At 51.7% G+C, this 24,423-nt stretch carries 13 protein-coding genes; 6 read left to right on the forward strand and 7 right to left on the reverse strand.

Annotation, left to right across the window (positions count from 1 at the left end):
• Window positions 1–131 precede the first annotated feature (131 nt).
• Genes AAHB90_RS12750 through bioA form a run of 4 tightly spaced genes read left to right on the forward strand, consistent with a single transcriptional unit; the run spans window position 132 to window position 3,765 of the window.
• Window positions 132–764, forward strand: coding sequence for a hypothetical protein (locus AAHB90_RS12750; RefSeq protein WP_342085528.1), 633 nt, complete (start codon window positions 132–134; stop codon window positions 762–764).
• Window positions 736–1,848 (forward strand): aminotransferase class I/II-fold pyridoxal phosphate-dependent enzyme, encoded by a 1,113-nt coding sequence (locus AAHB90_RS12755; protein ID WP_342085529.1) that lies wholly within the window; start codon window positions 736–738, stop codon window positions 1,846–1,848. The genes AAHB90_RS12750 and AAHB90_RS12755 overlap by 29 nt, the downstream gene beginning before the upstream one ends.
• Window positions 1,832–2,449, forward strand: a complete 618-nt coding sequence (gene bioD / locus AAHB90_RS12760; protein ID WP_342085530.1) for a dethiobiotin synthase — start codon at window positions 1,832–1,834, stop codon at window positions 2,447–2,449. The genes AAHB90_RS12755 and bioD overlap by 17 nt, the downstream gene beginning before the upstream one ends.
• 2 nt (window positions 2,450–2,451) lie before the next feature.
• Complete coding sequence (bioA, locus tag AAHB90_RS12765) at window positions 2,452–3,765, forward strand: adenosylmethionine--8-amino-7-oxononanoate transaminase (RefSeq protein ID WP_342085532.1); 1,314 nt, start codon at window positions 2,452–2,454, stop codon at window positions 3,763–3,765.
• Here the strand turns inward: bioA and AAHB90_RS12770 are convergent.
• A complete protein-coding gene (locus AAHB90_RS12770) occupies window positions 3,755–8,134 on the reverse strand; it encodes a metallophosphoesterase (protein WP_342085533.1) in 4,380 nt (1,459 codons plus the stop codon). The genes bioA and AAHB90_RS12770 overlap by 11 nt on opposite strands.
• Before the next feature lie 268 nt (window positions 8,135–8,402).
• Here AAHB90_RS12770 and AAHB90_RS12775 point away from each other — a divergent pair, with 268 nt between their 5' ends.
• Window positions 8,403–10,322: a LodA/GoxA family CTQ-dependent oxidase gene (locus tag AAHB90_RS12775; RefSeq protein ID WP_342085534.1), complete on the forward strand. Its 1,920-nt coding sequence runs from the start codon at window positions 8,403–8,405 to the stop codon at window positions 10,320–10,322.
• Window positions 10,252–11,415 carry an NAD(P)/FAD-dependent oxidoreductase gene (locus tag AAHB90_RS12780; RefSeq protein ID WP_342085536.1) on the forward strand — a complete coding sequence of 388 codons (1,164 nt, stop codon included), beginning with the start codon at window positions 10,252–10,254 and terminating at the stop codon, window positions 11,413–11,415. The genes AAHB90_RS12775 and AAHB90_RS12780 overlap by 71 nt, the downstream gene beginning before the upstream one ends.
• Window positions 11,416–11,456: 41 nt before the next feature.
• On the opposite strand, the gene AAHB90_RS12785 is transcribed toward AAHB90_RS12780, so the two are convergent.
• The 6 genes from AAHB90_RS12785 to AAHB90_RS12810 all read right to left on the reverse strand — a co-directional run bounded on the left by AAHB90_RS12785 (window position 11,457) and on the right by AAHB90_RS12810 (window position 24,346).
• Entirely contained in the window at window positions 11,457–12,518 is a 1,062-nt protein-coding gene (locus AAHB90_RS12785; RefSeq protein ID WP_342085537.1) for a TlpA disulfide reductase family protein, read from the reverse strand.
• A gap of 130 nt (window positions 12,519–12,648) precedes the next feature.
• Entirely contained in the window at window positions 12,649–14,811 is a 2,163-nt protein-coding gene (locus AAHB90_RS12790) for an FN3 associated domain-containing protein (protein ID WP_342085539.1), read from the reverse strand.
• A gap of 21 nt (window positions 14,812–14,832) precedes the next feature.
• Window positions 14,833–16,293, reverse strand: coding sequence for a DUF1501 domain-containing protein (locus tag AAHB90_RS12795; protein WP_342085540.1), 1,461 nt, complete (start codon window positions 16,291–16,293; stop codon window positions 14,833–14,835).
• 180 nt (window positions 16,294–16,473) lie between these two features.
• Entirely contained in the window at window positions 16,474–18,795 is a 2,322-nt protein-coding gene (locus tag AAHB90_RS12800) for a PSD1 and planctomycete cytochrome C domain-containing protein (protein WP_446717898.1), read from the reverse strand.
• 627 nt (window positions 18,796–19,422) lie between these two features.
• Complete coding sequence (locus tag AAHB90_RS12805) at window positions 19,423–20,724, reverse strand: vanadium-dependent haloperoxidase (protein WP_342085541.1); 1,302 nt, start codon at window positions 20,722–20,724, stop codon at window positions 19,423–19,425.
• Between the two features lie 46 nt (window positions 20,725–20,770).
• The gene (locus AAHB90_RS12810; protein WP_342085542.1) at window positions 20,771–24,346 is read right to left on the reverse strand and encodes a VCBS repeat-containing protein; all 3,576 of its coding nucleotides are present in this window, start codon (window positions 24,344–24,346) and stop codon (window positions 20,771–20,773) included.
• Window positions 24,347–24,423: the final 77 nt, after the last annotated feature.

A 24,423-nucleotide genomic window follows, 5' to 3' on the forward strand; every position in this document is an offset into this window, starting at 1 on the left:
GCAAATATAGAGAAACATCCGGTTCGTTTTGGAAATGGGATAAAAATAGGCCGGACTACACCCGATCTTACAAGCTGGTACCTTTCCACGGATCAGAACGCCGTTTCTTTGATCTGAATTTAGAAAAGATCATGAAAGACATACTGACCAGGATAGTTCAACAAAACGAGCTGCATAAAAAATGGCTTAACACGCTTTCTTTTTTAGAGAATGCGGGCGCCCGAAAAATCTCAGCCTGCGAGGAGCCGGAACTGGTTGATATTACACAACTTAAACACGCCGCCGAAGAGCATCGTCACGCCTACTACCTTAAAAAGCAGATCCAGAAGCTCGACGGGCATGCCCCATTGCATTACAGCCTTTCCGAACTACTGGCGCCGGTCCATACCCGGCAGTACCTCCACAAACTGGACATTCAATGCGCCCGCTATCTCAAAGAACAGTTCGGTTTAGAGGGGCGCAAGTTAAAGTACGCGGCCTATCTGTATGTCACTTACCTGATCGAAGTGCGTGCGGATGAGCTATACCCGGCCTACCAGGACGTACTGACCGAGCAGCAATCGAAAGTAACCGTGAAATCCATCATACTGGAAGAGGAAGGCCACCTGAAAGAGATGATATCCATGCTGGAAATACTTCATCCGGACTGGCAGACGCACGCCTCCCGCTTGCAAGCAACGGAAGAAGCGCTATTTAACAATTGGTTTAAACAAATAACGGAAAACGTTCAGAGAAGTGAACCGCTTAGAGCTGAGCTGGCATAATGCCCTTTCCATCCGGAGGGAAACCGGACATTTACGGCAGTTGAGGCTATCGAATGAGGGTTTGGACTTTTATTCCAACGATTACCTGGGCCTGGCTGGGGATATCGGGTTTCAGCAAACGATTTATGAAGCGATCGGGCGTGATACCAGGCTGTTAACCGGCTCGACCGGTTCGCGGCTGATCAGCGGCAATTCCGATGTGGCAACCGAGGCCGAGAAATTGATCGCCAGCGCACATCAGGTTGAGGACGCGTTGCTGTTCCCATCGGGGTACAAGGCGAATCTTGCGCTGTTCTCGTGCATTGCCGGCAGGCACGACACCATTATTGTAGACGAACTCATTCATCGTTCGATCCACGATGGCTGCAAAATGTCGACGGCGCAGAAATGGAAGTTCCGGCACAACGACCTGAACCACCTCGAAGACCTGCTGAAAAAAGTCAGGGGTAATGCCATTATCTCAGTGGAAAGCCTCTATTCGATGGACGGTGATTTTGCCCCTCTGGCGGCCATTGCAGAGCTTGGCCAAAAGTACCAGGCGGGCGTTATAGTCGACGAGGCCCACGCAATCGGTGTCTTCGGCAAGGGTTTGGTACACCGCGCCGGGTTGCAACAGGACATTCTCGCAACGGTGGTGACTTACGGAAAGGCGATGGGTGTGCAGGGAGCCGCCGTTCTCGGAACCCATTTGCTGAAAAAATATCTGGTCAACTTTGCGGCCCCATTCATTTACTCCACCGGAATGCCTGGCGTGCAGCTTGTGAGCATTACGGCGGCATACGACTACCTGGAACGCCATCAGCAGTTGGCGGTTACATTACAGGAACGGATCCGCCATTTCAGGAAATATCGACTATCCAGCCGCTCTCAGGATTCGAGCCCCATCCAATCGGTTCAATTTCAGCAGGAGGGCGGGTTGCGGGCAGTGACACAGGCACTGGCGAATGCCGGCATCCGCGCATATGCGCTCTTTCCGCCCACAGTCAGGGACGAACGTCTGCGGGTGAGCATTCACGCTTTCAACTCACCTGACGAAATAGATACGTTGTGTGGCATCATCGAAAACTATGCATACAGGAAATAGGTTTTTTATAACGGGCATCGGAACCGGTGTTGGAAAAACAGTGGTTTCGGCCGTATTCGCGCAACATTTTCAGGCCGGTTACTGGAAACCCGTTCAGTCGGGAAGCCTTGCGCAATCCGACAGTATCGAAGTTGCCGGGCTGATCGACAGCCACCTGAAGATTTATCCGGAACGTTATCGTTTGCAGCTTGCCGTCTCGCCGCACCAGGCGGCGGAGGCGGAAAATTTGCGTATGGAACTGTCTGATTTCGAATTACCCAAAACCGGAGGGCCGCTTATTGTGGAAGGAGCTGGTGGCCTGTTCGTGCCGATCAATGACGAGAATTTTGTAATCGAACTGATACAGCGGCTGCAACTCCCGGCAGTTTTGGTCGTGCGTGACTACCTGGGTTGTATCAATCACACTTTGCTATCAATACAAGCATTAAAGGCGGCCCACATTTCCCTGGCCTATCTGGTGTTCAATGGCACATTCAACCCGGCTACCAGGGATATTATCCTGAGACACTGCCCGGCTGGGGCGACGGTCGTCGAATTACCTGAATTTGAGCATTTAAACAGAAGTGAAATTTTCAAAGCAGTCACTGCATTAACATTCTGAATATGAGCCAACAAGATTTGATCAGGCGCGACCGGCAGGTTAACTGGCATCCCTACACGCAGATGAAGTCGGGGACAATGCTACCGATCGTGAGAGGTGAAGGAACCTACCTGTTCGATGCCGACGGCACGCGGTATATCGATGCTACCTCTTCCTGGTGGGTTACATTGCACGGTCACGCGCACCCGCACATTGCGCAGAAAGTAGCTGAGCAACTATTGACGCTGGAACAGGTAATCTTCGCAGGATTTACCCACCCGCCTGCTATCGATCTGTCCGAGAGGCTATTGGCACTGCTACCCGGGAACCAGCAGAAGGTTTTTTATACCGATAATGGCTCGACGGCCGTAGAGGTTGCCCTGAAAATGTGTATTCAATACCATCAAAACCTGGGCATTCAAAAAACCAAAATTCTCGCGTTTCATAACGGATACCACGGCGATACTTTCGGGGCAATGTCGGTTAGCGGCAGGAGCGCATGGACGGCGCCTTTTATGGACTTCATGTTCGAAGTAATATTTGTTGATGTACCGACAAACGACAATCTTTTTGAACTAAAACAGATTATCGACCGGCATGCGGACGAATTAGCCTGCTTTGTATACGAGCCGCTGGTACAAGGTGCGGCAGGCATGCTGATGCACGGCGCAGAAGAACTGTCGGAATTGCTTGAATACTGCCGGGCAAAGGAAGTTTTACTGGTACAGGATGAGATTTTTGTAGGCTTTGGACGCACGGGCAAGCTTTTCGCAGCTAACCATCTGACCGTCGCCGCCGACGTAATGTGTTTCTCCAAAGGGCTGACCGGTGGCACCATGCCACTCGGTTTAACGACCTGCTCCCAGGAAATATATGATGCCTTTTATTCCGACGACAAATCGAAAGCCCTGTTTCACGGCCATTCGTTTACTGCCAATCCGGTAGCGTGCAGTGCCGCACTCGCTAGTCTCGACCTGCTGCTCAGCGACTCCACTCAAAGCAACATTCAACGAATTTGCAGGCAGCACGAAGCATTTGTCCGGCAAACAGAAGTCCATGCCAACCGTTTAACAGTAAGACAATGCGGCACTATACTCGCTATCGAATGGAAAACAGCAGAGGCTACCTCCTATTTTAATTCCATTCAGACATTCCTTCATCGTTTTTTCCTCGACCATCACATATTGGTGCGGCCCCTGGGGAATGTCCTTTATTTCGTACCACCCTATTGTATCTCGGAAGAGGATTTAAACTACCTGTATGCCCGTGTTTTTGATGCACTTGCTGTGATGGAGGAGACCTGGATTAAAAAACAAAGTCAAACAGCTATTTCTTGATGATTTTCCACGTGTTCTCCTGTTTGCCGCGATTCAGTTTCAAAATGTAAAGTCCCGACGGCAACATCCGGGTATCGATTTCATAGGAAGCACCGGGCGACGGGATGCCAATACCTTTTTGAAAGAGCTTTCCATCTACACCATAAATTTGCCACTGAAAAGGATCCCGCCAATAGGACTTCCCACGAAGTATGAGCCGATCCGCTGTCGGATTGGGATATGCCGAGATTCCATTGCCCGAGAGCGGATCAATGCCGACGAGCAAGCTCACCGTGACGGTACGATTCCCGGAGACCAGGCCATAACCGCACACATTCCGCACCGAATCGAGTGAAAAGACCGTGGTTTGCCCCAAATTCAGCGCTTTGCCGACGGTGGGTTGACTCGTCGTTCCAAACAACGCATCGGTCCCGTAACGCAGGTAGTAATAGGCGGGCAAAGTACCCTTCAAAAGCAGGTTCACCTGCACCTCGTCTCCTTCAAAAATGGCGACCTTACTCAGCGTAAAGTTCCCTTCCGCACGGCTGCGGACCGGCTGCGCATCGGATTGGCCGGAGGTAAAATCGACATCCGGATTCACCGCCACGACCCGGATCCGGTAATGGTCTCCCTCGGCGAGCGTGGCGGGTAAGCGCAGGCGCAGCGGGCTGGTCGCACCGTTGCCTAGCATTACCGGGGTGCCGAAGCTGCCATTGGCATCGGAAAGCTGTCCTGTGTAGGTCCTGGCGCGGTCGGGGCCGATCACGGTAAAACTTACCGCAAGAGAATCGCCATCGCACAGTGCCGTTTTCAATGGGGCAAATGTCAATTGTGAAACATCTGCTACGGTCAGGAAAGGCTCTTTAACCGCCACCTCGACAGCGCCGGTCACGTCCCCTGCCCCACAACCGTTGCTGACCGAGCGGAGTGTGTAAGGCCCGGCAATGCCCGCCTTCACCTGAATGGACGTGTCGGCCGTTGCAGACGTACCCTCAGTCCCATCGGGCGCCACATAATGCCAGGGCCCGGGACCGGCAAACCGGACGGGTAATGCGACTAACTCACCTTTCCAGACCGTGACTGCCGGGGCAGGCTGGATGCTAGCCGTCGGCAATGCCTTGACAAGCGTTTCCGGACCTTCCAGATCGTCCATAAATGCATTTTTGGTAGCAATTTTCACCCTGTATTTCCCCTCCGCCAGTCCCCTGGGCAGCCTTGCCAGAATGGGTGATTGCGTCCCTTCTCCGAAAGGAACGTCGCCGGTGGCAGTCACCAGCCTGGCTTCGTAAACAACGGGAAACCCCGATTCATTGCCAAACGCTTCGAACGCCACGCTGACAGTATCGCCTGCACAAACCTGCCCGCTCAAAGCCACTCCTCCCAGTTTGAATTGTGTGGTAGACGGCGGCGGCGCCAGCGCCTGCGGCATGCTGATCAGCTGCGCGTCGAACGTAAATGGGTCGTTTGCCGCAACGATGGGATATACCATCCCTTGAAGCGGTGTGAGGTAATAGCTTACCAGTATGTAGTTGATCCCGTAGACAAAACCGCGGTTGCTCAATGTGTAGGTAACCGTCTCCCGACCATTACCGGCATCCGCCGTGGTGCTGGCGGTTACCTCGGCTGCCTGTCCGTTAACGAGCAGGAGATGCAGGTTGGTAGAATAGGATTTCCGGGTCGTAAGGTTCTTGTCTCGCAGCAGCGTGAGTTTGAAACCGGCATAGGTTTGCGACGATCCGTTCAGCACAAAACTTCTCCGGAACCATAGTCTTTCCGCAGGAACTATCACCCTTTCAATCAAACTGTTAGGGAGCTTGTATTTTTCGTCGGTATGCCCCAGCCCGATGATGCCCTCGACAGGCTGCTCGAAAGGAGGACCCGTGAAAGTCCATGGTGCAGTGCACTGCTTTTCAAGTTTAATATCCTTACTCATAATCCCGGCCATGAGCGGGAGGAGCCATTGTGAGCGGTACTTGATCAGCGTATCTCCGGTGCTGATCGGTTTGGGGTTCGTTACGTTCACAATGAAGGTATCGGCCAGGTAACCGTTATCGTCCCTAACGTAGAATGTGCTCGAACTGCCCGGGCCAATGCTAAGGTCGCGGACACCGGATGCCAGCAGCACACCAGGTTGCTGAGCGGTGTACCAGTTGTATTTCCCGATCCAGGAAGCAGTCAACTTGACCGCGTCGCCGCCATTCTGAATCGTGAAGGTCTTTTTCTTGCTTACATCCTTCATCACCACGAAAGAATCCGCCACTGCAAACTTTGACGATAAATCCGACTCCTTGATAAATTTCACATCAAGCCGGTTCTCCTGAAACAGCAGCTCCACCGATCCGCCTTCCTTATGGTAAAAGTCGGTGGTATTATCGCCCATCAGGTTATCAAGCGGAGGAACCGACGTACTCGGGTGCAGTACCTTTGTACTGTTTGGAGGAGGATACCCTCCATCAAATTCGGCAACGTTGTTGACATTATACCAGCCGCGCCCCGCCGAACCGGAAAGAATATAAGTATAAGCTGTTTCACTGTTGACCTTGGCATAAGGACGCGTCGCGGGATACCTCCCCAGGTTGCCGTTCCCCGCCTGTCCGCCCGTTTGCGTATAATCCACGGTCCGCGCCTCCGTGCCTTTCTTGCGGATCATGCCTGCCCGCTCGTAGGCGTGCGAGTGCGACACCACCAGCGCATCGACGTGGTATTCCGGCTTTTCCAAAATCGGCAGCAGTTTCTCCTGCACCCGCTTCAAATCATTTTCAGTCAGGAAATGGCCTATCGTAGTAAATGGAGGCAGGTGAAAGCTTACCACGGTCCACTTTTGCTTATTCTTTGTAAGATCTTTGACCAGCCATTTAACCTGCGGCAGGGAATCAATGGGCGAATTGGTGGAATCGTCCATGGCGATGGAGTTTTTACTGAACAGGTCATAATAACCCGAGGTGGTAGATTCCCGCTCCCAGTTTTCGCTCACATTTTGGGATTCAACCAATGGCGGGTTTAAAACGACAAAATGGACATTCCCCTGATTAAAAGAATAATACCCCTTTTTATTATACGTCGGCTCCCCGCCGATCTGCGCACTATCCGGGTACGCGAAAGCCGAAAAGCTCCCGGCTGTCTGGTTTTGATACCCTTTTTTCAGCTTGATCGTCTTTCCGTTTTTGTTCTTGTAGGCCAAATCCGGATCGTAATCATGGTTGCCGAGGACTGTCCAGGAGGGTATGCGCGAGAGCAGCTGCTTGTCGGCCGGCCTATTGTAAAATTTGAACAGCGTCGTATCCAATGCCTTCTGAAGTCCCTCGTAAGGGAATGTGTTGGAATTATCGCCCAGGAAGAGTATGCCGTCGACCTTCGGATTGTTTTTGGAGGCAAGATAGGCCAGGTAGGCGTCACGCACTTTGTAGGGCCGCGGATTGATGCTCAGCCCCGCCCCGGAATCGCCCAGCAGCCAGAATCGCAGCGATTTGGTCGTATCGGCCGGGTCGTGCAGGGTACGGAAATAATTTACGGATGGATTGTATTGCAGTTGCTGATAGTCATTAACGCTGTAATAGCCTACACTATAATAGTATTGGGTATCCGGAGCGAGGTTTTTAAGCGTAATACTGTGCAATGTGTCGTTCACCGACGACCTGACCTCCTGGTATATTTCCAGATCGGGATTGGTGCTGTACCGGACAGCCGCATTACTCTTTACATTGGTATACCAGAAAACCGTCATTTGGTTGTGCGAAGCGAGTTGCAGGTAGGGATAGCGGAACAACGATACCGGCGGCGCTACCGGCTGGCCTTCCAGCTGCAAATCGAAATAAATATCGGAGCTGGTTTGCCCCGTTTGGTGCAGTTCGACGGCTATGACATTGGTACCGTTCTGAATCCGGTTTACCGAAAACACGGTATCGATCTCAAGCAACGGAGTACCTACGGGCGTACCGGCATAGCCACCCTGGGAAGGCGTCATGTTCTTGCGGGCCACCTCCACACCGCCGATATAAATCACAATGCCGTCGTCGAGCGTAGCGCGTAACCGTAAACCGGCATACGTCGATGTACTACTGACCTGAAAGCTCTTTCGAAAATAAAATACCGGATGGTTCGGCGTCGTGTTGTTGGGTCCGCGCTGAAGTGTGGTATTATAGGAATAGCCTGAATTGCTTCCGAACCCGAAGGGCGCGTTTCCGCTTAGCCAGCCAGCGTCGTTAAAACCAGCAGTGGCCCAGGTATTTCCCGATTGCACAACTCCGTCTTGCAGGTATTTCCAATTCGATTGATAGGGCACGATAGTCTGTGCCATGGTCCGGGTGGTGCCGAACAGTAATAGGCAAACCAGGAGCATGCCGACGCCAGCATGGCCCGGGGTTCCCTGATAAGCGGGTTTCGTTTCCATAACACTGATATTGAGGGTGATCTTCGCTTTAATTTACAGATTTATTTGTAGAAAAACTATAAATAAAATAAGAAGCAAAATTCACAGCGGACTAGCTGCGCCATGGGCTCCGAAACGTGGATTTCATCTCAGGTTAATCCGGCCATTGCAAACTAATTCTACCGATAACTCAATATTTCGTGAGAAAAACAGGCAATTCAAAGTAAAATGAACTTGGCATCCCCTTGTCCATCCATTCATATACATCAACCACTTAAACTGAAAACAGATGCCCTCTACCATCCAATCAGTTGCGATTTATCCACCGCTCGGCATTGCCCGCGTCGGGAACTCAGATGAATTTTTCCTGGCCTCGGAGATACCCGGTCAGCCCCCTGTGCCTGAAAACGGGTATAAGGATGCCCTGGGTCGCGTGAAGAAACAGGCCGTTCGCTTTCGGATATACGGAATAGGCGAAAACGGCGAGGTGATTAAGGAGCTAACGGCCGGCGACAATGTGAGCATTAGCTGGCGGGTGCATGTTGCTAACCGAAAAGCGGGCTGGTACCAATTTATGAATGCGCTGGATATTCCCGGGGATGGAATACCGGCAGCTTTTCGCAACGCGGGTGTCAAGGAGGACGACCGTTCCCAACTGATCATCGACCCCGGACCAAGGGCGATCAGCGGCCGGAATGTGAGCGGCCCGGCTTACCGGTTCGACGGCGGCAAGTTTTATGATACCGAGGTGCCGCTTGGAGAAGTCCGGACCGATGATGAGGGACGGCTGATCGTGCTGGGTGGTGAAGGAAAATCAGCTTCGCATACCAATGCTCCGGCCATCACTTTTGCCAACAACGACGGCTGGCACGACGACGTTTCCGACGGCACGGTCCGCGCGACGGTCGTGCTGGATGGAAAGACTTTTGAGGCCGTACCGGCTATGGTAGCCGTAACACCGCCCAACTTCGGACAAGGGTTGTTTGCAGTGGTAACGATGTACGATGTCGTCTACGATCTGTATGTGCGCAATGGCTGGCTGGAAAAACCCGGAAAGATCGATTTCTATGAGCACATCTACCCGATACTGAAACGCACAGTAGACACCCAGTGGGTAAACCACGGTTTTTACATGCTGTTTGGTCAGAACTCGCCCAGCGATTTTACAGAAAAAGACATTCTGGCAAAACTCTCCGACCCGTCCGAAAGCAGCCGGAAAGACAGGGAACAGGTGTTCAACTGGTACCGCAAGCCAAATGGCGAGTTGTATGAGCCCGAAAAAATCCCGCCTTTTTATGGGGACACTTTCGGCGATTACCAAGACCTGCCGAGTGTGGACTTGCCGCTCACGGCAACCCAGTACGAATGCATGGAGCGTTGGGCAAATGGACACTTTTCCACGGGTTCTTTACAAATACCACCGGCTTTTGAAAATATGGACCTGAAAGACCAGGTTACAGCCCTCACCAAGGCACCTCTGGAAGAATGCCTCGGCGGCCCATTTCACCCTGGCATTGAAATTACCTGGCCTTTCCGTAACCTGATTTTCTGGCAGGAACAAATGCCATTCCGCATTAAAATACTTCCGGAAGGAGTTTCGCCCAAAGACGATTACGGCCCCTTGCTGTCCCCGGCGACCGCCCTTCAACCGGGCGGGCCGCTCGATGGCAGCGGACCCGGGTCGCTCACGCGCTGGCTCGGCGTGCCCTGGCAAACCGACGAGGCCAGCTGCCTTTCCGGATATGTGGCTTCGCTATACCTGGCGCTTCCTTCTTTTTGGGCAGCGCGCGTTCCCAATCAGGTGCTTTCCAGCGACAGTTTTACAAGATTATCCGATAGCGGCATGAATGACGCCCAACGATTGAAGCATCTGGATTACCGCCAGGACTGGCTGCGCGATCTTGGCACACAATATCAATCTAAAATTAACAACATGGTGGCCCGCTGGCATGAATTGGGCATTATTGTACAACATCCGCTGCCGAAGACCGGCGAAACCAAATGGCTCCCGGAACAGCTCTGGGTAGAGTCGGACCGTACCAGGTTTACCGCGGAAGACCCAACCTACAAGCAGGTATTGGAAGCGGAACACGCGACGACACAGATCGTTAGGGAGGCAACTGTACTTTTGCAAACCATTGCGGGAGGCGAGGAAAGCTCTGCACGGCCACGGCGCGAGCGACGTGCATTCCGGCGCGACGAACGTTAAAATGGCGCACATACCCGTCGTAATCGCAGGAGGAGGGATTGCCGGCATGGCTGTTGCATTAAGTCTCATCAATCGCGGGATCGCCTGCCTGATTATCGAGCCTGAAATTACATTGAATGCCAGGATCGGCGAAACTATTCCCCCCAGCGCTACTTCCCTGTTGGCAAGGTGCGGGATCGATCATCTGCTGATCGATCCCGCACACCTGCCTTGTTATGGCAACCAATTTGTATGGGGCAGCAGTAAACCCTACGAAAAAAGCTTTTTTTCGCAAATCAATCCGCACGGGTGGCATCTCGACAGGCCTTTTTTCGAAAAACAGTTGCGTACCCACTGCGTTTCCCGCGGCATCGAATGGCTGCCCGGCCATCGCATCACGCACATCGACCAACACCTGGACGGCTGGCACATTTCACTGGACGGAGGAGGAAATATTGCCGGCAAGGTCTCTTGCAGTTTCCTCGTGGATGCCACCGGGCGGCAAGCCCGGATTGCCCGGATGCTCGGCCGAAAACGAAGGCGGCTCGACGCATTGATAGGTATCTCCACTCAATTGACAACCGATGGCACCGCGGTGCCTCATTACACCTACATAGAAGCCGTTGCCAATGGCTGGTGGTATGCCGCTCCGCTGGCCAACAAACGGCTATCGGTCGTTTATATGACCGACAACGACCTTATTGACAAAGAATTAACGAGTACCAGCCATTTCCTGCGGTGCGCCAGGGAAACTTCGCTCATTTCTGATATAATAAAGAGAAATCTCTCCGCTAATGCCGAAGAAACAACGCTTAGGCCAGCTTCCACTACCGCACTCGACGAGCAGACCGGCGACCGTTGGCTTGCTGTCGGCGACGCTGCCTACGCCTTCGACCCCATCTCATCATATGGAATCATGTCGGCATTGGAGGGTGGTTATTACGCAGGCCACGCGATCGCGGATACGCTCGCGGGATCGACGGAAGCCCTGACAGCCTACGACGTGATCATCAGCCAGGCATTCGCTATCTATCTCAAAATGCACAGCGAGCAGTACGCAGCCGAGCGGCGGTGGGAAGCAATGCCTTTTTGGGGGCGCAGGAGAATCCGTTGAGGATTTGGAGTAAACTGTTAAGCCTCCACTCCTCAATCACTTCATTTTAGCTCCGGAATGGATTCAATAGCCGATTCAATATCCTTGATTGCATTGGATTTATGGATCACCATCCCCGTTTTGTCGACCAGAAAATAGGTTGGGAAAGCGACGATATTATAAGTCTGGTTCACTTTTCCGTTGTCCGCTTCGAGCTCGGAAAGTTGAACCCAATTGAGGCTCTTTTCCTTAACCATATGCAGCCATTCATCCCGGTCGTTCTTAGACTCCGCCGCAATTCCGACGATGGCCAATTTGTTTGCAAGGCGATCATTAAGCGCTTTCAATGCGGGAAATGCTCGGACGCACGGGCCACACCAGTGCCCCCAGAAGTCGAGAAGCACATATTTCCCTTTGAAGTCTTTTAATGAAACAGGATTGCCCGCCATATCGGGAATGGTGAAGCCGGGGGCCGGCTTGCCGGGAGCGGGCTGATTTCGTACTGCATTCAGCCTTTCCGAAAGCGCAATACCTTGTTTGGATCCACGGACGCCCGGCGTCATTGCTTGCCATAGAGACTCATGTGTGGCAAGGTCGGCCTCGTGGGTCATCGATGACCAATAGAGAAGTTTAGCGGCCATGCGACTGGATGGGTGTGATTTAATAAATGCCCATGTTTTTGCTTCCTTTTCTTTTTCCAATTGAGCCTTGACCGAATCGGGCTTGTCATTGGCGAGGTCGTCGTATTTCCAGTCAATTTCTGTATTGTATTGATCCGAAAGCGAATTCTCTTTACCCCCCTTTATGCGGAGTCTGAATGGCCGATCAACAGCGCCCGATACAGTTACTTCGCCCGGTTCGAGCCATAGCGGGAAATATCCGGAGGGATTAAAGAGGATCGTCAATGTGCTATCGTCGGAGCCTTTGGGACTATATTTAAAATGATCATTTACCGCAAAAACCGTATCTATCCGGCGCTCACCGTCTTTTACATACCTGAATTGGATCGGCGTCTTTCCGATTCCCGCGATTGAGCCGCTAACCGTCGGTTTTTGCGCATAGGAAGTAAAAACTCCCATCGTCAATAATAGAAAAACAGACTGTAGAATAATGTTCGGTTTCATGCTGGTTAATATCATGGACGTGATTGGACATCACAATGTAACCGAATTTTCACTGCTTATAAAGAAAGACTGACTTAAAAAGCCAGTCTCTTTAGTACCACCGATTAACCTATCTAATGGGCATTCTATTCTAATTCACAATGATCTCGTCAAGAAATATCCAGGCCTTGCCACCCTTTCCCGCATGCCAGGCCGGTAATTTTGCCAGTGGTTTCGCGACGACTTTAACACAACTGAGCTCCTGCGGCTCAAACCCTGCTTCGTACACCAGGTTGTCTGCTCCCGGGATATCTTTCGCAGGTACCTCCGGCGTGATCACTTTCAGCAGTTTGAGGGTTTTATCGTTTGCTCCGCCCCACACTTCGATCCGGGTGGGTGGGAAAATATAGCTTCCGAGGTTCCTGAGCATACTGATGGTCACATTAGCTGCTTTTACAGGTTTTTTAAAATACAAATACCCTTGAAAATCAGTCTGATTATAACCCAGCCAGGTCCCGCTGACCCGTTCCGTATCCCCTACCTTTCCGTCGTACAGCGACGATGCTCCTTTTCCTTTGTACCCCTGGTCGGCAGGCGTGAGCAGCTGCGCACTGTCGACGAGGTATCCGGCTTTGAAAAACACCTTCGCTACCTGCTTGCTACCGTACCATCCATTGCGGAATGCCCGGGCTTTCAGGGTTGAGTTTTTGGAAATGGAAATGGGTTTTTCGTAAATCAGCGATTTGATACTATCTGGTTCCGTGCCGTCGAGGGTATACCGGATGACCGTGCCGGCTATCTGATGTTTCAACGATAAGGTACCGTCCGCACCTACCAGTTGATTTTCAGTAACAATAATCGGCGGGTTGAGCGCAAGAACGACGGTGTCGCCACTGAAACCCGTCTCGAATGCGATTTTAGAACCTTTTTTCAGACTAGCCAGCTCGTCTTTCTTCAATCCGGTACTCCACAAATAGACCTTTTTCAGGGATGGCATGGCTGCCAGTGTTTTCACCTGCTCCATTTTAACCGCAGTACCGCTCAGCGAGAGTTCACGAAGCTTTCCGAGTTTTTTCAGTTCTCCGAGTGTAGCCCCCGTAATGTCCGTGAAATTCAGGATCAACTTGCGCAATTCGGGAAAACCTGCTAATACTTTAAGATCCTGATCGCTCAAAGGCATCTTACTCAAATCCATCGAGACGATCTGCCCCTTCAACGGCTGCAATTCTTCGATCTCCGTTGCTTTGAAATTGGCACGACTGTAAAAATTAACGAACAATGCCGGGGATTCCGCAGAAAGGGGTTTGATCAACCGGTAGCTGGTATTGAGCTTCTTCACTTCGTCCGGGTCCGCCGCGCTAAAATCATACGATTCCTCTGTCCGGCCCCCGCCTAGTACATTCTGCCCGTAGGCATAAACCGGGTTCTGCGGCGCCAAGGAACTCACCAGCTGATCGAACCGGGAGCCGCCCTTCACCCACGCGGCCAGCAGCATTATTTCGTCGTCTGTGAGCTGTACCTTGCCGCGAGGAGGCATGTGTTTCTTGTCGTCGAGCGGCAAATGCAGCCGGCCGATGAGCAGGCCCAGGTCCGCCTTGGTAGTATCCCACAAAATGCCGTTCTTCCCTCCCTTTGTCAGCAACGCCTGCGTCTGCATCTGCAAATCGCCCTTCGATTTCTCCGCATTATGGCACGATAGACATTTCTGTTCCAGCACCGGTTTTACAAGGTCGTCATAAACTTTGGCCTCTTCAAAGGCTACTTTGGGACGCTCTTCTTCCGATGGCCCGAGGGGAGAGATGAGGAAATCCTCGCCGTGGGTGAGATTTCCACCCAGGTGCCCGCCTACAAAAAGCAGCACCAGAAACGAAGCCGCCACCAGTTTAGAAGGCCATTTCCAGGGAACCAGGGGCTTGCGAAACCCATACCAGGTAATGCTCGCCAGCGAAATCGCGATGCCCAACCACTTGTGCCACAACAATGTCCCGGATTCGTATCCTTCTTCTTTCGAGAGCACAAAGCCTGAAAATGCAGCCACGGCGGCCGTCAGGGTCCCGATAATGAGCAAGCTATCTGCCAACCCGGCATTCCACCGGGTAGACCCGGCCTTTTCGACCATAATTACCCACAAACTATACAATATCAGCACCACCAGGGGAAAGTGTAAGACCAAGGGGTGCATCCTTCCGATCGCCTGCATCCAGAACGGAACGACAAAGCGACCTTCGAAAAGCAAAAGGAATACGAGTAAACCATTCAGGAAGAAGGCCAGGTTATAGACCAGCCCTTTCCAATCCGACAAATATTTGCGCACTGTTTCGAGGTTTGTGTTTGATTAAGCAATAATCCCTTTCACCAGCTTGCCGGCTACGTCGGTGAGCCGGTAACGGCGCCCCTGGTGCTTGAAAACCAGTTTTTCGTGATCCAGGCCCAACTGATTGAGTATGGTCGCATGAAAATCATGCACGTGTACGGGATCCTTCACGATGTTGTATCCAAACTCGTCCGTCTCTCCGTAAACAATGCCGGGCTTCACGCCACCGCCTGCCATCCACACGGTGAATGCTCTCGGGTGATGATCGCGGCCGTAATTGTCTTTGGTAAGCGTTCCCTGGCAGTAGTTGGTACGACCGAATTCGCCGCCCCAAATCACCAGTGTTTCATCCAGCAATCCGCGCTGTTTGAGGTCCGTGATCAATGCAGCCGATGCCTGGTCGACATCCATACACTGTCCTTTGATCTCGCTAGGGAGCCCGCCGTGGCTGTCCCAGCCCTGATGGTACAACTGAACGAACCGGACGCCCTGTTCGGAGAGTTTTCGCGCCAGAAGGCAGTTCGCCGCGTAGGTACCGGGTACAAGGCACTCCGGCCCATACATTTTCACAATAGATTCCGGTTCTTTGGTCATGTCGGTGATTTCCGGAACGGCGGTCTGCATACGAAAAGCCATTTCGTATTGTTGCACCTTGGCGGTAATCTCCGGGTCGCCAAACTCATTATACGTTCCCTGGTTCAGCTCAGTCAGGTTATCAAGCATTTTACGGCGCTGTGCCCTATCCATTCCCTCGGGGTCGTTGAGGTATAAAACCGGGTTCTCTCCGCTACTGAACTGTACGCCCTGGTGTACCGAATCCAGGAAGCCATTGGTCCATAGTTTGGAATAAACACCCTGCCCGTTTCCTTTCCCGCGCGACAACAGCACACAAAAGCCGGGAAGATTCTGGTTTTCACTTCCCAAACCATAGCTCAGCCAAGACCCGAAACTGGGCCGGTTGCCTACCTGGGCGCCCGTCTGGAAAAAAGTCAGGGCGGGATCATGATTGATCGCCTCGGTGTTCAGGGTTTTAATAATACAAAGATCGTCGGCAATACTTGCCATATGCGGCAGCAGTTCGCTCATCCACGCGCCGCTTTTGCCATGCTGTTTAAAGTTAAATACCGAGCCGGCCAGCGGGAATTTTGCCTGATTGGCCGTCATGCCGGTGAGCCGCTGAGTACCGCGGATCGACTCGGGCAGGTCCTGTCCATGCATTTTGTTCAGCATGGGCTTGTAATCGAATAAATCGAGCTGCGACGGGGCACCATTCTGAAAAAGGTAAATCACCCGTTTCGCTTTGGGCGCGAAGTGGGGCAGGCCGGCCATAATTCCCTCTACATCGCCTTCGCCGCCGCCTCCTTTGAAGAGATCCGGAATGAGGAGCGAGCCCAGGGCCGCGCTGCCAATTCCCAGACTCAGTTTAGATAAAAAGTGCCTGCGGGTAGTATTCATCCCGAAATCAAATACTGGCTTTTCCATAGTTTTAATGATTTAGGCTTTAGGCGATAGGCTGTAAGCTTTAAGCCTTAGGGTATTGCTTTAATTTTATGTTTTCTTTCCAATCTATTCTGTCATCCGACGCCAATCCGTCTCCACCCCCACAATCCAAACGAGCTTACATCATACAGCTTATAGCCTACAGCATATAGCTTACAGCTCCTAGCTCTTCGTAATCGTCTCTTCCATATTGTACAGCGCGTTGATCACCCGCATGAGTGCGGCGGCCCGTACTTCGTCGGCTTTGGGTTCGTGCGGATATTCACCCACATTGAGCACTTTGAAAGCATGCTTCTTGTCTTTCGAAAACATCGAAGCTTCGCCGTTGTAATAGTCTGTCAACAGCTTCACTTCCTTGTCTGTCGGCTGGCGGCAGACGATCCGCTGAAACAGCGTCCTGATATTTTTATCTACGTCTGTCGACTTCACCACTGTCCGTTCGGCGAGTACCCGTGATGCTTCCAGGACCGTGGGATCGTTGAGCATCACCAGCGCCTGCAATGGCGTGTTCGTTTTAGAGCGTTTGACTTCGCAATGGTCGCGGTTACTGGCATCGAAAATGATCATCGATGGCGGCGGTACAGTCAGCTTGATGAAGGTATACATCCCTCTCCGGTATAAGGCATCGCCCTTGTCCTGCTGATAAGTCCGCAGCGTACCACGGCCCGAAGTAGCCGCCTCCCAAAGTCCTTTCGGCTGGTAGGGCTTCACACTTGGCCCTCCTATTTTCGGGTTAAGAAGTCCGCTTGTCGATAACACCATGTCCCTCACCAGTTCTGCCGGCAGCCTGTAACGCGGGCCGTGGGACAGGTAGATGTTGTCGGGGTCGGCTTTCAATTTTTCCTCGGTGATTTTGGCGGACTGACGGTAAGTTGCCGAAGTGACGATCTGTTTCACGAGTCTTTTAATATTCCAGCCGTGGTTCATAAAATCAACGGCAAGCCAATCCAGCAACGCCGGGTTCGTCGGCAAATCGCCCTGCATTCCGAAGTCGCCGGTACTTTTCACAATTCCCCGTCCGAAGAATTCCTGCCAGACCTGGTTTACAAATACCCTGGCTGTGAGCGGATTGCTTTTACTAGTCGTCCATTTCGCGAGCCCCAGCCTGTTTTGAGGCATTCTGGTGGTATCAAATTTCATGACGGCCGGCAATGCGACGGCGGTAACCACGCGCCCGGGGGCGTCGTACACGCCACGGTTGAGAATATGTGTGGGCCGGAGCGTGTCCAGGTCACCCAGTACCGAAACCATCAGCTTGCTGGTGTCCGGTCTGTTGATGAACGACAGCAGCGTCCTGGCCTCCTCGTCATTAATCGTCATAATTGGATTTTTAGCCGGTCTGGTCCGCGAAATATCGCCTTCAAAACCTGCCTCCTTCGAATTATTGAAAAACGCAAAGAGCCGGTAGTAATCTTCCTGAGAAATAGGATCGTACTTGTGATCGTGGCACTGCGCACATTCCACGGTAAGACCCAATACCCCCGTACTGAAAGTCTTGGTTTTATCGATATTGTATTCGATCCGGTATTCCTCCGGGATCACCCCGCCTTCTTCGGTGTATTTATGGTTCCGGAAAAAAGCGGTGGCCAGGATCTGCTCCTTATTTGCATTGGGCAGCATATCACCGGCGATCTGCCAGGAGAGGAACTGGTCATAGGGCATGTTCTTGTTGAATGCATTGATCACCCAATCGCGCCAGGGCCACTGTGTCCGGTACTCGTCGTCCTGGTAGCCATAGGAGTCGGCATAGCGGGCCACATCGAGCCAGTACACTGCCATTTTCTCCCCGAACGTCTTTTGGGCAAGCAGCTCATCGACGATCTTCTCGTAGGCCTTGTCGCTTTTATCGGCGGCAAATTTTTGCTGCATATCCAAAGCAGGCGGCAAGCCCGTCAGATCCAGCGCAACCCTTTTCAGCAAATGACTTTTTCCGGCCTCCTCGTTAGGGGTAAGCCCGGCGCCCTCCATTTTTTGAAGGACAAAATGATCGATTTCATTTTTCGGCCATGCTTCATCCGACACTTCGGGCACAGCAGGCAACACCGGTGCGGCGAACGCCCAGTGCTTTTCATATTTGGCGCCCTGTTTGATCCACTCGCGCACGAGGCCTATTTCCGATTCGTTCAGCAAACCCAGGTGCGACTCCGGTGTCGGCATTTGATAAGACGGATCCACAGATGTAATCCGCTTGTACACCTCGGATTGCTCGGGTTTACCGGGAAAAATCGCGAAACCCTTACCATCTTTTAGTTTGGCATAAGCGCTTTCGGCTACATCAAGCCGCAGGCCCGCTTCCCGTTTCTTGGCATCGGGACCGTGGCAGGCAAAACATTTGTCAGAGAGGATTGGCCGGATATCAAAATTATAACTGACAGACCCGTTACCCGATTTCTTTTGAAGGGTCCCATTCTTTTGAAAGCAGGAAACCACCATCAAGGCAAATGCGCCAATTGACAACACTAAAAATAAAGACTGCTTCTTCATTTATCGATCACTAAAACTGGAAAAAACTCATCTGATTATCCGCTGAAAATGGTGCGTACGTCGCATTCCAGGCACATGTTAATATACTATCAGTGATATACACCGCCCGCCTCTGTCATTTCTCCTCTGGGCAAAAGCAAAATAACGTTATCACCCCTTCAACACACATCGACAATTGCAAAAATATAGCAATTTAGTCCAAAAAGTCAGTTTCATATTAACAGCTTCCGATACCATATTTGCATTTGCTTTTTTTCTTGCTAAGGTCCGAACTACTCATCCTACCCGCTGCTATTCTGGTCGGCCGCTGAGAACATCACGACTGCCTATGTTCCGTCATGTCTATACATGTTCAAATATACCAACATATTGATAACCGACAAAAAAGAATGCTAAAAATCCATTCACCAGCTAGTCGAAAATACTTTAATGCTTTGATTATTAATTATTTATATAGCAAATTGATAATTTTGCAGATCCTGGACAGCCACAGCATGCTATGTTCTCCCTTTTTGTCAAATTATCGAAATGTACATAATGTATATACATATTAATTCAAACCATGAATAGACCTTTCGGCACCGATAAGTTCCGACTGCTGTGGGATCTGCGACTGAGCGCTAGTGACTAACGAAGCCTTTGGATGATGTGCGCCCCTACTTTCTTCCCTTGCCTGGCGCCTTCGTCGACACTCAGCCGGTAATGGATGCCGCCATACAAACGGCTCACCGACGCCTCCGCCGCAGCCTCGGCAAATGAGTTAAAATGGCGCTGCATTCCGATATACCGAAGATCGCTCGTGTCCTGAAATGCAAAATTATCCCCATACAAATGGGTCAGGACAGTCGACGCCGAGGCCGTGATGCTGCTGTGCCCGCTGGGATATTCCGGGAAAGGGGGAGTTTGTAAAAAGGGGATAAAGCCCCGGTCGATCAGCTCATTAATAACCGTTACCGGCCTCACCACGCTGCTGCGGTACTTTTCATCCCAGCAGGCGATAAACGCATCATACAATGCAACGGCGGTGAGCGCATACCCCCGCGCTGTTTTCACCGGATCGGCATGGGTTTGCTTCGCGGCGATCGCGGCAATGCCCATCCAGTGACCGCCCGGCGTAATTTTCTTTTTACCCATCACCAGGTGCCCCGAATGTTCGATCGTAAAAGGATTGTCGTCCCAGAAACGCGCGATCTCTTTTTGCTCATCGGTTAAATGGATACCCGTTTCAAAAACCTCCCTGGCACCTTTGTAGAAAGCGCTAAGGGAATCTTTGCTGTATTGGGGTGGCCTGGGTGGCATAAACTGCGCCGCGGAGTCCAGCGCCATGGGCATCATCGTATTCCAGCACCATTCGACGCCATCCAGGTAGTCCGGTGGCGTGGGCCTCCATTTTCCCGGCTCGCCGGTGCCCAGGTATTTAGACTTGCCTCTTGATTTCGCGTAGCCGTCCGCTTTTGCTCTTGCCAGAATCGTTTTCGCAATGGTATCACCAAAAGCCACCGACCGCTGATAGGTCGGATCGTCCAGCGCCTCTTTGAAATTATTGTAAACGGAATTTTCATACACATTCAACGAATCCACCGAAAACACCTTTACCATCCGTGCCACCGTAAAGAATGCCTTGGTCGAGGCCAGTGTGTAGTTGTATTCCTTGCCCCTTTCCGGCTGCGGCATTTCCCCGAAACCGTTCAATTTCTCCGTAATGGACGGGCTTCCCTCTTTCGCAAACCGCACGGCCTCATAGGCTGCCAGGGAAGAATATGCATAAATGCGGCTTGCAACAGGCGGCGAGAATACGTCGTAAATAATGACTTGCGTGAGGATATCCTGATTTTGGTGCAGTATCTCCGCATCATCGAGGCGCTCCTTTTTCCCTGTGCAGCCAGCGATCAGGCCTAAAATGGCGACCGATGCACAGATCGTTTTCATTGTTATTTTCATGTGTTTGATGGGCGGGTTTAGGAACAGCCGTGTATCAAAAATCGAGTCTTCTTGTCTTGCCTGTTATTTCAGTAACAGATACCGATTTCACACCTTTTCCGGCACTGAGAAAACACGCGGATTGCGAAAGAAACGACGATCCGTAATACATTTCCGTCTTCTGTTTTCTGCCGTCGGCAAATGTGATTCCGGCACTGATGTCTCCCTGCTTCAGTGGAATATTATTGACAGTCTGTTTGAGTTCGAATATTTTCAATGGCCCCCTGTTCTGGCCTGCGGCTACGAGGTATTTCCCATTTTCCCCGCGCAGCTTTACCATGGACTTTCCATTGCCGGGAATAAAAATACCGCTTTGAAGGATCGACATCGGCACAAAATCCCCTTTACCATTCCCTCTCAACACCAGGCCGTTCAGCGCGTCGTAGCGGCCTACGGTCACATCGGTTCCGTAGTCGTTGGTGTTCATAGCCAGATCGAGATTGCCGTCACCATCGAAGTCGTCGGCTATCATGCCATTCAGCGCAGACAATTGAGCCATAAATGGAAGGGATGTCAACGTAAATTTGCCTCCGCCGTCGTTCCGGCAGTAGCTCGAACTGAGGTTCCCCGCCTTCAATATCAATGCACCTTCCAATTGCTCGCTCGTCAATAGCTGGTCCATGCCGGCATTGGCGTAGGATTTATAGTTTTGAAATTTCGCACGCATCCCGATCATCTGTTTCACGGCATCATCCCGCATGTGCGCAGGATATTCTTTCCGGGTAGGGTCGGCCTGGCTTGTAGGCAGGTACAACGACGTGAAGGCATCGTAACTGCCATTGTTATCGAAATCTTTGGCGTAAACCGAGACAGGATATTGCTCGCTAGCCTGAAAAAACGAGTTCCGCCCCAGGTTTCCGACGACATAGTCCATATCGCCGTCGTTATCAAAATCACCGGGCACAATGCTGTTCCACCACCCTTTCCCGCCTGAAATGCCTGTACCGCCCGTCACGTTTTTAAAAGTCCCTTTATCATTTTTGAAAAAGGTTACCGGCATCCATTCACCAGCCAGTATCAGGTCGGGCCAGCCGTCGTTGTCAAAATCGCTGAAAACGGCATCGCAGACGAGCCCGATGCCGGCTAGTCCCCCGGCTACCCGTGAGGTAACGTCCGTAAACCGGGCTTTCCCGCCTTTCGAATCGTTCCTGTAAATAAAGCTCGATACCGGCCTGGGGTAGGCCCATGGATCTACCCTGCCCCCAACAAACAGGTCAAGGTCGCCGTCGCGGTCGTAATCCACCGCCCTGATACACGATTTACTGGTAAAATTGTAAGGAAATACGGTGCTGTCGGGCGCAAAGTTGCCGTTACCGTCATTCAAGTAAAACTGGTCCTGATAAACACCGGAATTAGATTTTGCCGTGTAACCACCCCGGGCAATGTAAAGATCCGGGTCAGCGTCGCCGTCGGCATCGAAGAGCAAGATCCCCATATCCTGATAATGCGCGTCGGGAATCGCGGATGGCGGCACGATCGTCTTTTGAGCAAACGAGCCATTCTTTTGCTGGACCAGCAACGCCGTCCCGGACGTTGCGCTGCCACCTACTACTACGTCGTCCAGACCGTCGCCATTTACATCACCAGCAGCAAGGGAAGGGCCATACTCGGAAAGCTTGTGAGGGAGCAGTTTTTGAATACTAAAATCAATCTGGTCCATCTGTGTGTGTACATAATGCACGCCGAGGATGCCGGTAACGTCCCGAAACAGCGCGTTTTGAGCAAACACAGGAAGCGGTTGCTGGTGTTTGCCCCTGGAATCGGCCTTGCTGACCTTTACAATCTGATCGGCCTTCACATTCAACAGAAGCTGCCGTTGTCCGTCCGGCCATTGGATAACGAGGGAATCTACGACCGAAGCTGCTCCCAGGCCGAAATACGGATTAAGTTGTACCGAAGAGAGATACCCGCGATAAGGTGTCTGCTCGTACGTCTGGTGCGCGCCCGCATGATAAACCTCGATCCATGCGCCCAGCCCGTTGCGGTTCAGGGCGTCTCCCTGCAATTGCACAGACAGGTAATGCTCTCCGGAAGAGCCGGCCTTGGTGTTTTCGTATAAGGAAACGGCATCATTGATATTATTGACAACCATATCCAGATCGCCGTCATTGTCGAGATCGGCATAGGCGGCGCCATTCGAAAACGATATGTCGGTCAGGCCCCAGTCTGCGGAGACGTCGGTGAAAGCACAGTCGCCGTTATTTTTATAGGCATAGTTATGCAGCTTCACCTCCGGAATTTGCCGCAAGGTTTCGGATTGCGGCGTTACCGGCGATGCTTCGAGGCGATAGGTCATAAAATCACGGTCGGTCACGTCCTTTGGAAATCCGTTCGTAACCACCAAGTCCCTCCAACCGTCATTGTCAAAATCAGCCACGAGCGGAGCCCAGCTCCAATCGGTTGCCGAAACCCCGGCAATGTAGCCGACGTCACTGAAAACCGGGTCGCCGATCGAGTCGTTGGCATTCACCCTCGGCCCCTGGTTAAGCTGAATGGTGTTCCTTACGTATTGGTACTGGTATTTGTAGAAATCGTTCAGCTGGAATGTCTGATAGCTGCCCGGCCCCATCATCATTTTCTTTCGGTAATTATCTTCCGGGTTCATATCCAGCTCGACGATATCCGACAGTCCGTCGTTGTTAATGTCTATCACGTCCTGCCCCATTCCGTTGGCAGAAGTATGTTTGAAGTAGGAAGCTGCCTTGTCGGTAAAAGTCCCGTCCCGGTTATTGATATACAACAGATCATTTGCGATAAAATCGTTCGTGACAAATATATCCTTCCAGCCATCCCGGTTAATGTCCGTCACATTTACGCCATGACCATAACCTTCGATCGTCACACCTGCTTCCCTCGTTACATTCGTAAATACCGGGTGTTTTAATGCCGGATCAGGGTCGTTGCGATACAGCCTGCCTGTGCTGGGAAAAGAGCCGTCGGTAACTTTGGGCTTGAAAGTAGAAGGGTCTACCCTGGGAAGTATTTCGTTCACCACGAGGTAAACATCCAGGTCGCCATCATTATCATAGTCAAAGAAGCTCGCCATGGTCGTATGCGAGGCATCATCCAGGCCATACGCGGCTGCCGACTCGCGGAAGGTCACTCCGCCCGAGCCGTCCCTGCCCTGGTTTATGTAAAGCAGGTTCTTCCTCTTCTCCGGATCTGTGTGAATGGATGCGCACACGTACATGTCCAGCCAGCCATCGTTGTTGATATCCACGACCGCCACCCCTCTGCACCATTTGCCGCCCCCTCCGACGCCGGCGCGGTCGGTCACATCCTCAAACTGCATTTCACCTTTATTCAGATACAATTTATTGGAAACCATGTTGCCGGTAAAATAGATATCCTGCAAGCCGTCGTTGTCAAAATCGCCTATCCCGACTCCCCCTCCGTTGTAGATATTGATGAGATTGATAGGGTTAACCGAATCATTCTCCACGATCTTGTTATTAAAATCGATACCCGAATGCCCGGGGGATACCAGTTGAAACAGTTTCGTATTCCGTTTGCAGGAAAAGGACATTAAAACGACCGCCGCTGTTAGAAGAGAAGTATAAACAGACTTCATATTTGGCTACTTAACGATGGAACACCTATTAAAAAAAACCAGTGACGGGGAATCCCGCCACGGGTTTACAATACTGC

Source organism: Dyadobacter sp. OTU695, from assembly GCF_038440355.1.
Taxonomy (GTDB): domain Bacteria; phylum Bacteroidota; class Bacteroidia; order Cytophagales; family Spirosomataceae; genus Dyadobacter.

Excerpts from the sequence above, each read along its gene's own strand:
- AAHB90_RS12750 (WP_342085528.1), top strand. The coding sequence starts at position 132 with ATGAAAGACATACTGACCAGGATAGTTCAACAAAACGAGCTGCATAAA.
- AAHB90_RS12795 (WP_342085540.1), bottom strand. The coding sequence starts at position 16,293 with ATGGAAAAGCCAGTATTTGATTTCGGGATGAATACTACCCGCAGGCAC.
- bioD (WP_342085530.1), top strand. The coding sequence starts at position 1,832 with ATGCATACAGGAAATAGGTTTTTTATAACGGGCATCGGAACCGGTGTT.
- AAHB90_RS12805 (WP_342085541.1), bottom strand. The coding sequence starts at position 20,724 with ATGAAAACGATCTGTGCATCGGTCGCCATTTTAGGCCTGATCGCTGGC.
- AAHB90_RS12810 (WP_342085542.1), bottom strand. The coding sequence starts at position 24,346 with ATGAAGTCTGTTTATACTTCTCTTCTAACAGCGGCGGTCGTTTTAATG.
- AAHB90_RS12785 (WP_342085537.1), bottom strand. The coding sequence starts at position 12,518 with ATGAAACCGAACATTATTCTACAGTCTGTTTTTCTATTATTGACGATG.
- AAHB90_RS12775 (WP_342085534.1), top strand. The coding sequence starts at position 8,403 with ATGCCCTCTACCATCCAATCAGTTGCGATTTATCCACCGCTCGGCATT.
- AAHB90_RS12770 (WP_342085533.1), bottom strand. The coding sequence starts at position 8,134 with ATGGAAACGAAACCCGCTTATCAGGGAACCCCGGGCCATGCTGGCGTC.
- bioA (WP_342085532.1), top strand. The coding sequence starts at position 2,452 with ATGAGCCAACAAGATTTGATCAGGCGCGACCGGCAGGTTAACTGGCAT.
- AAHB90_RS12800 (WP_446717898.1), bottom strand. The coding sequence starts at position 18,795 with ATGAAGAAGCAGTCTTTATTTTTAGTGTTGTCAATTGGCGCATTTGCC.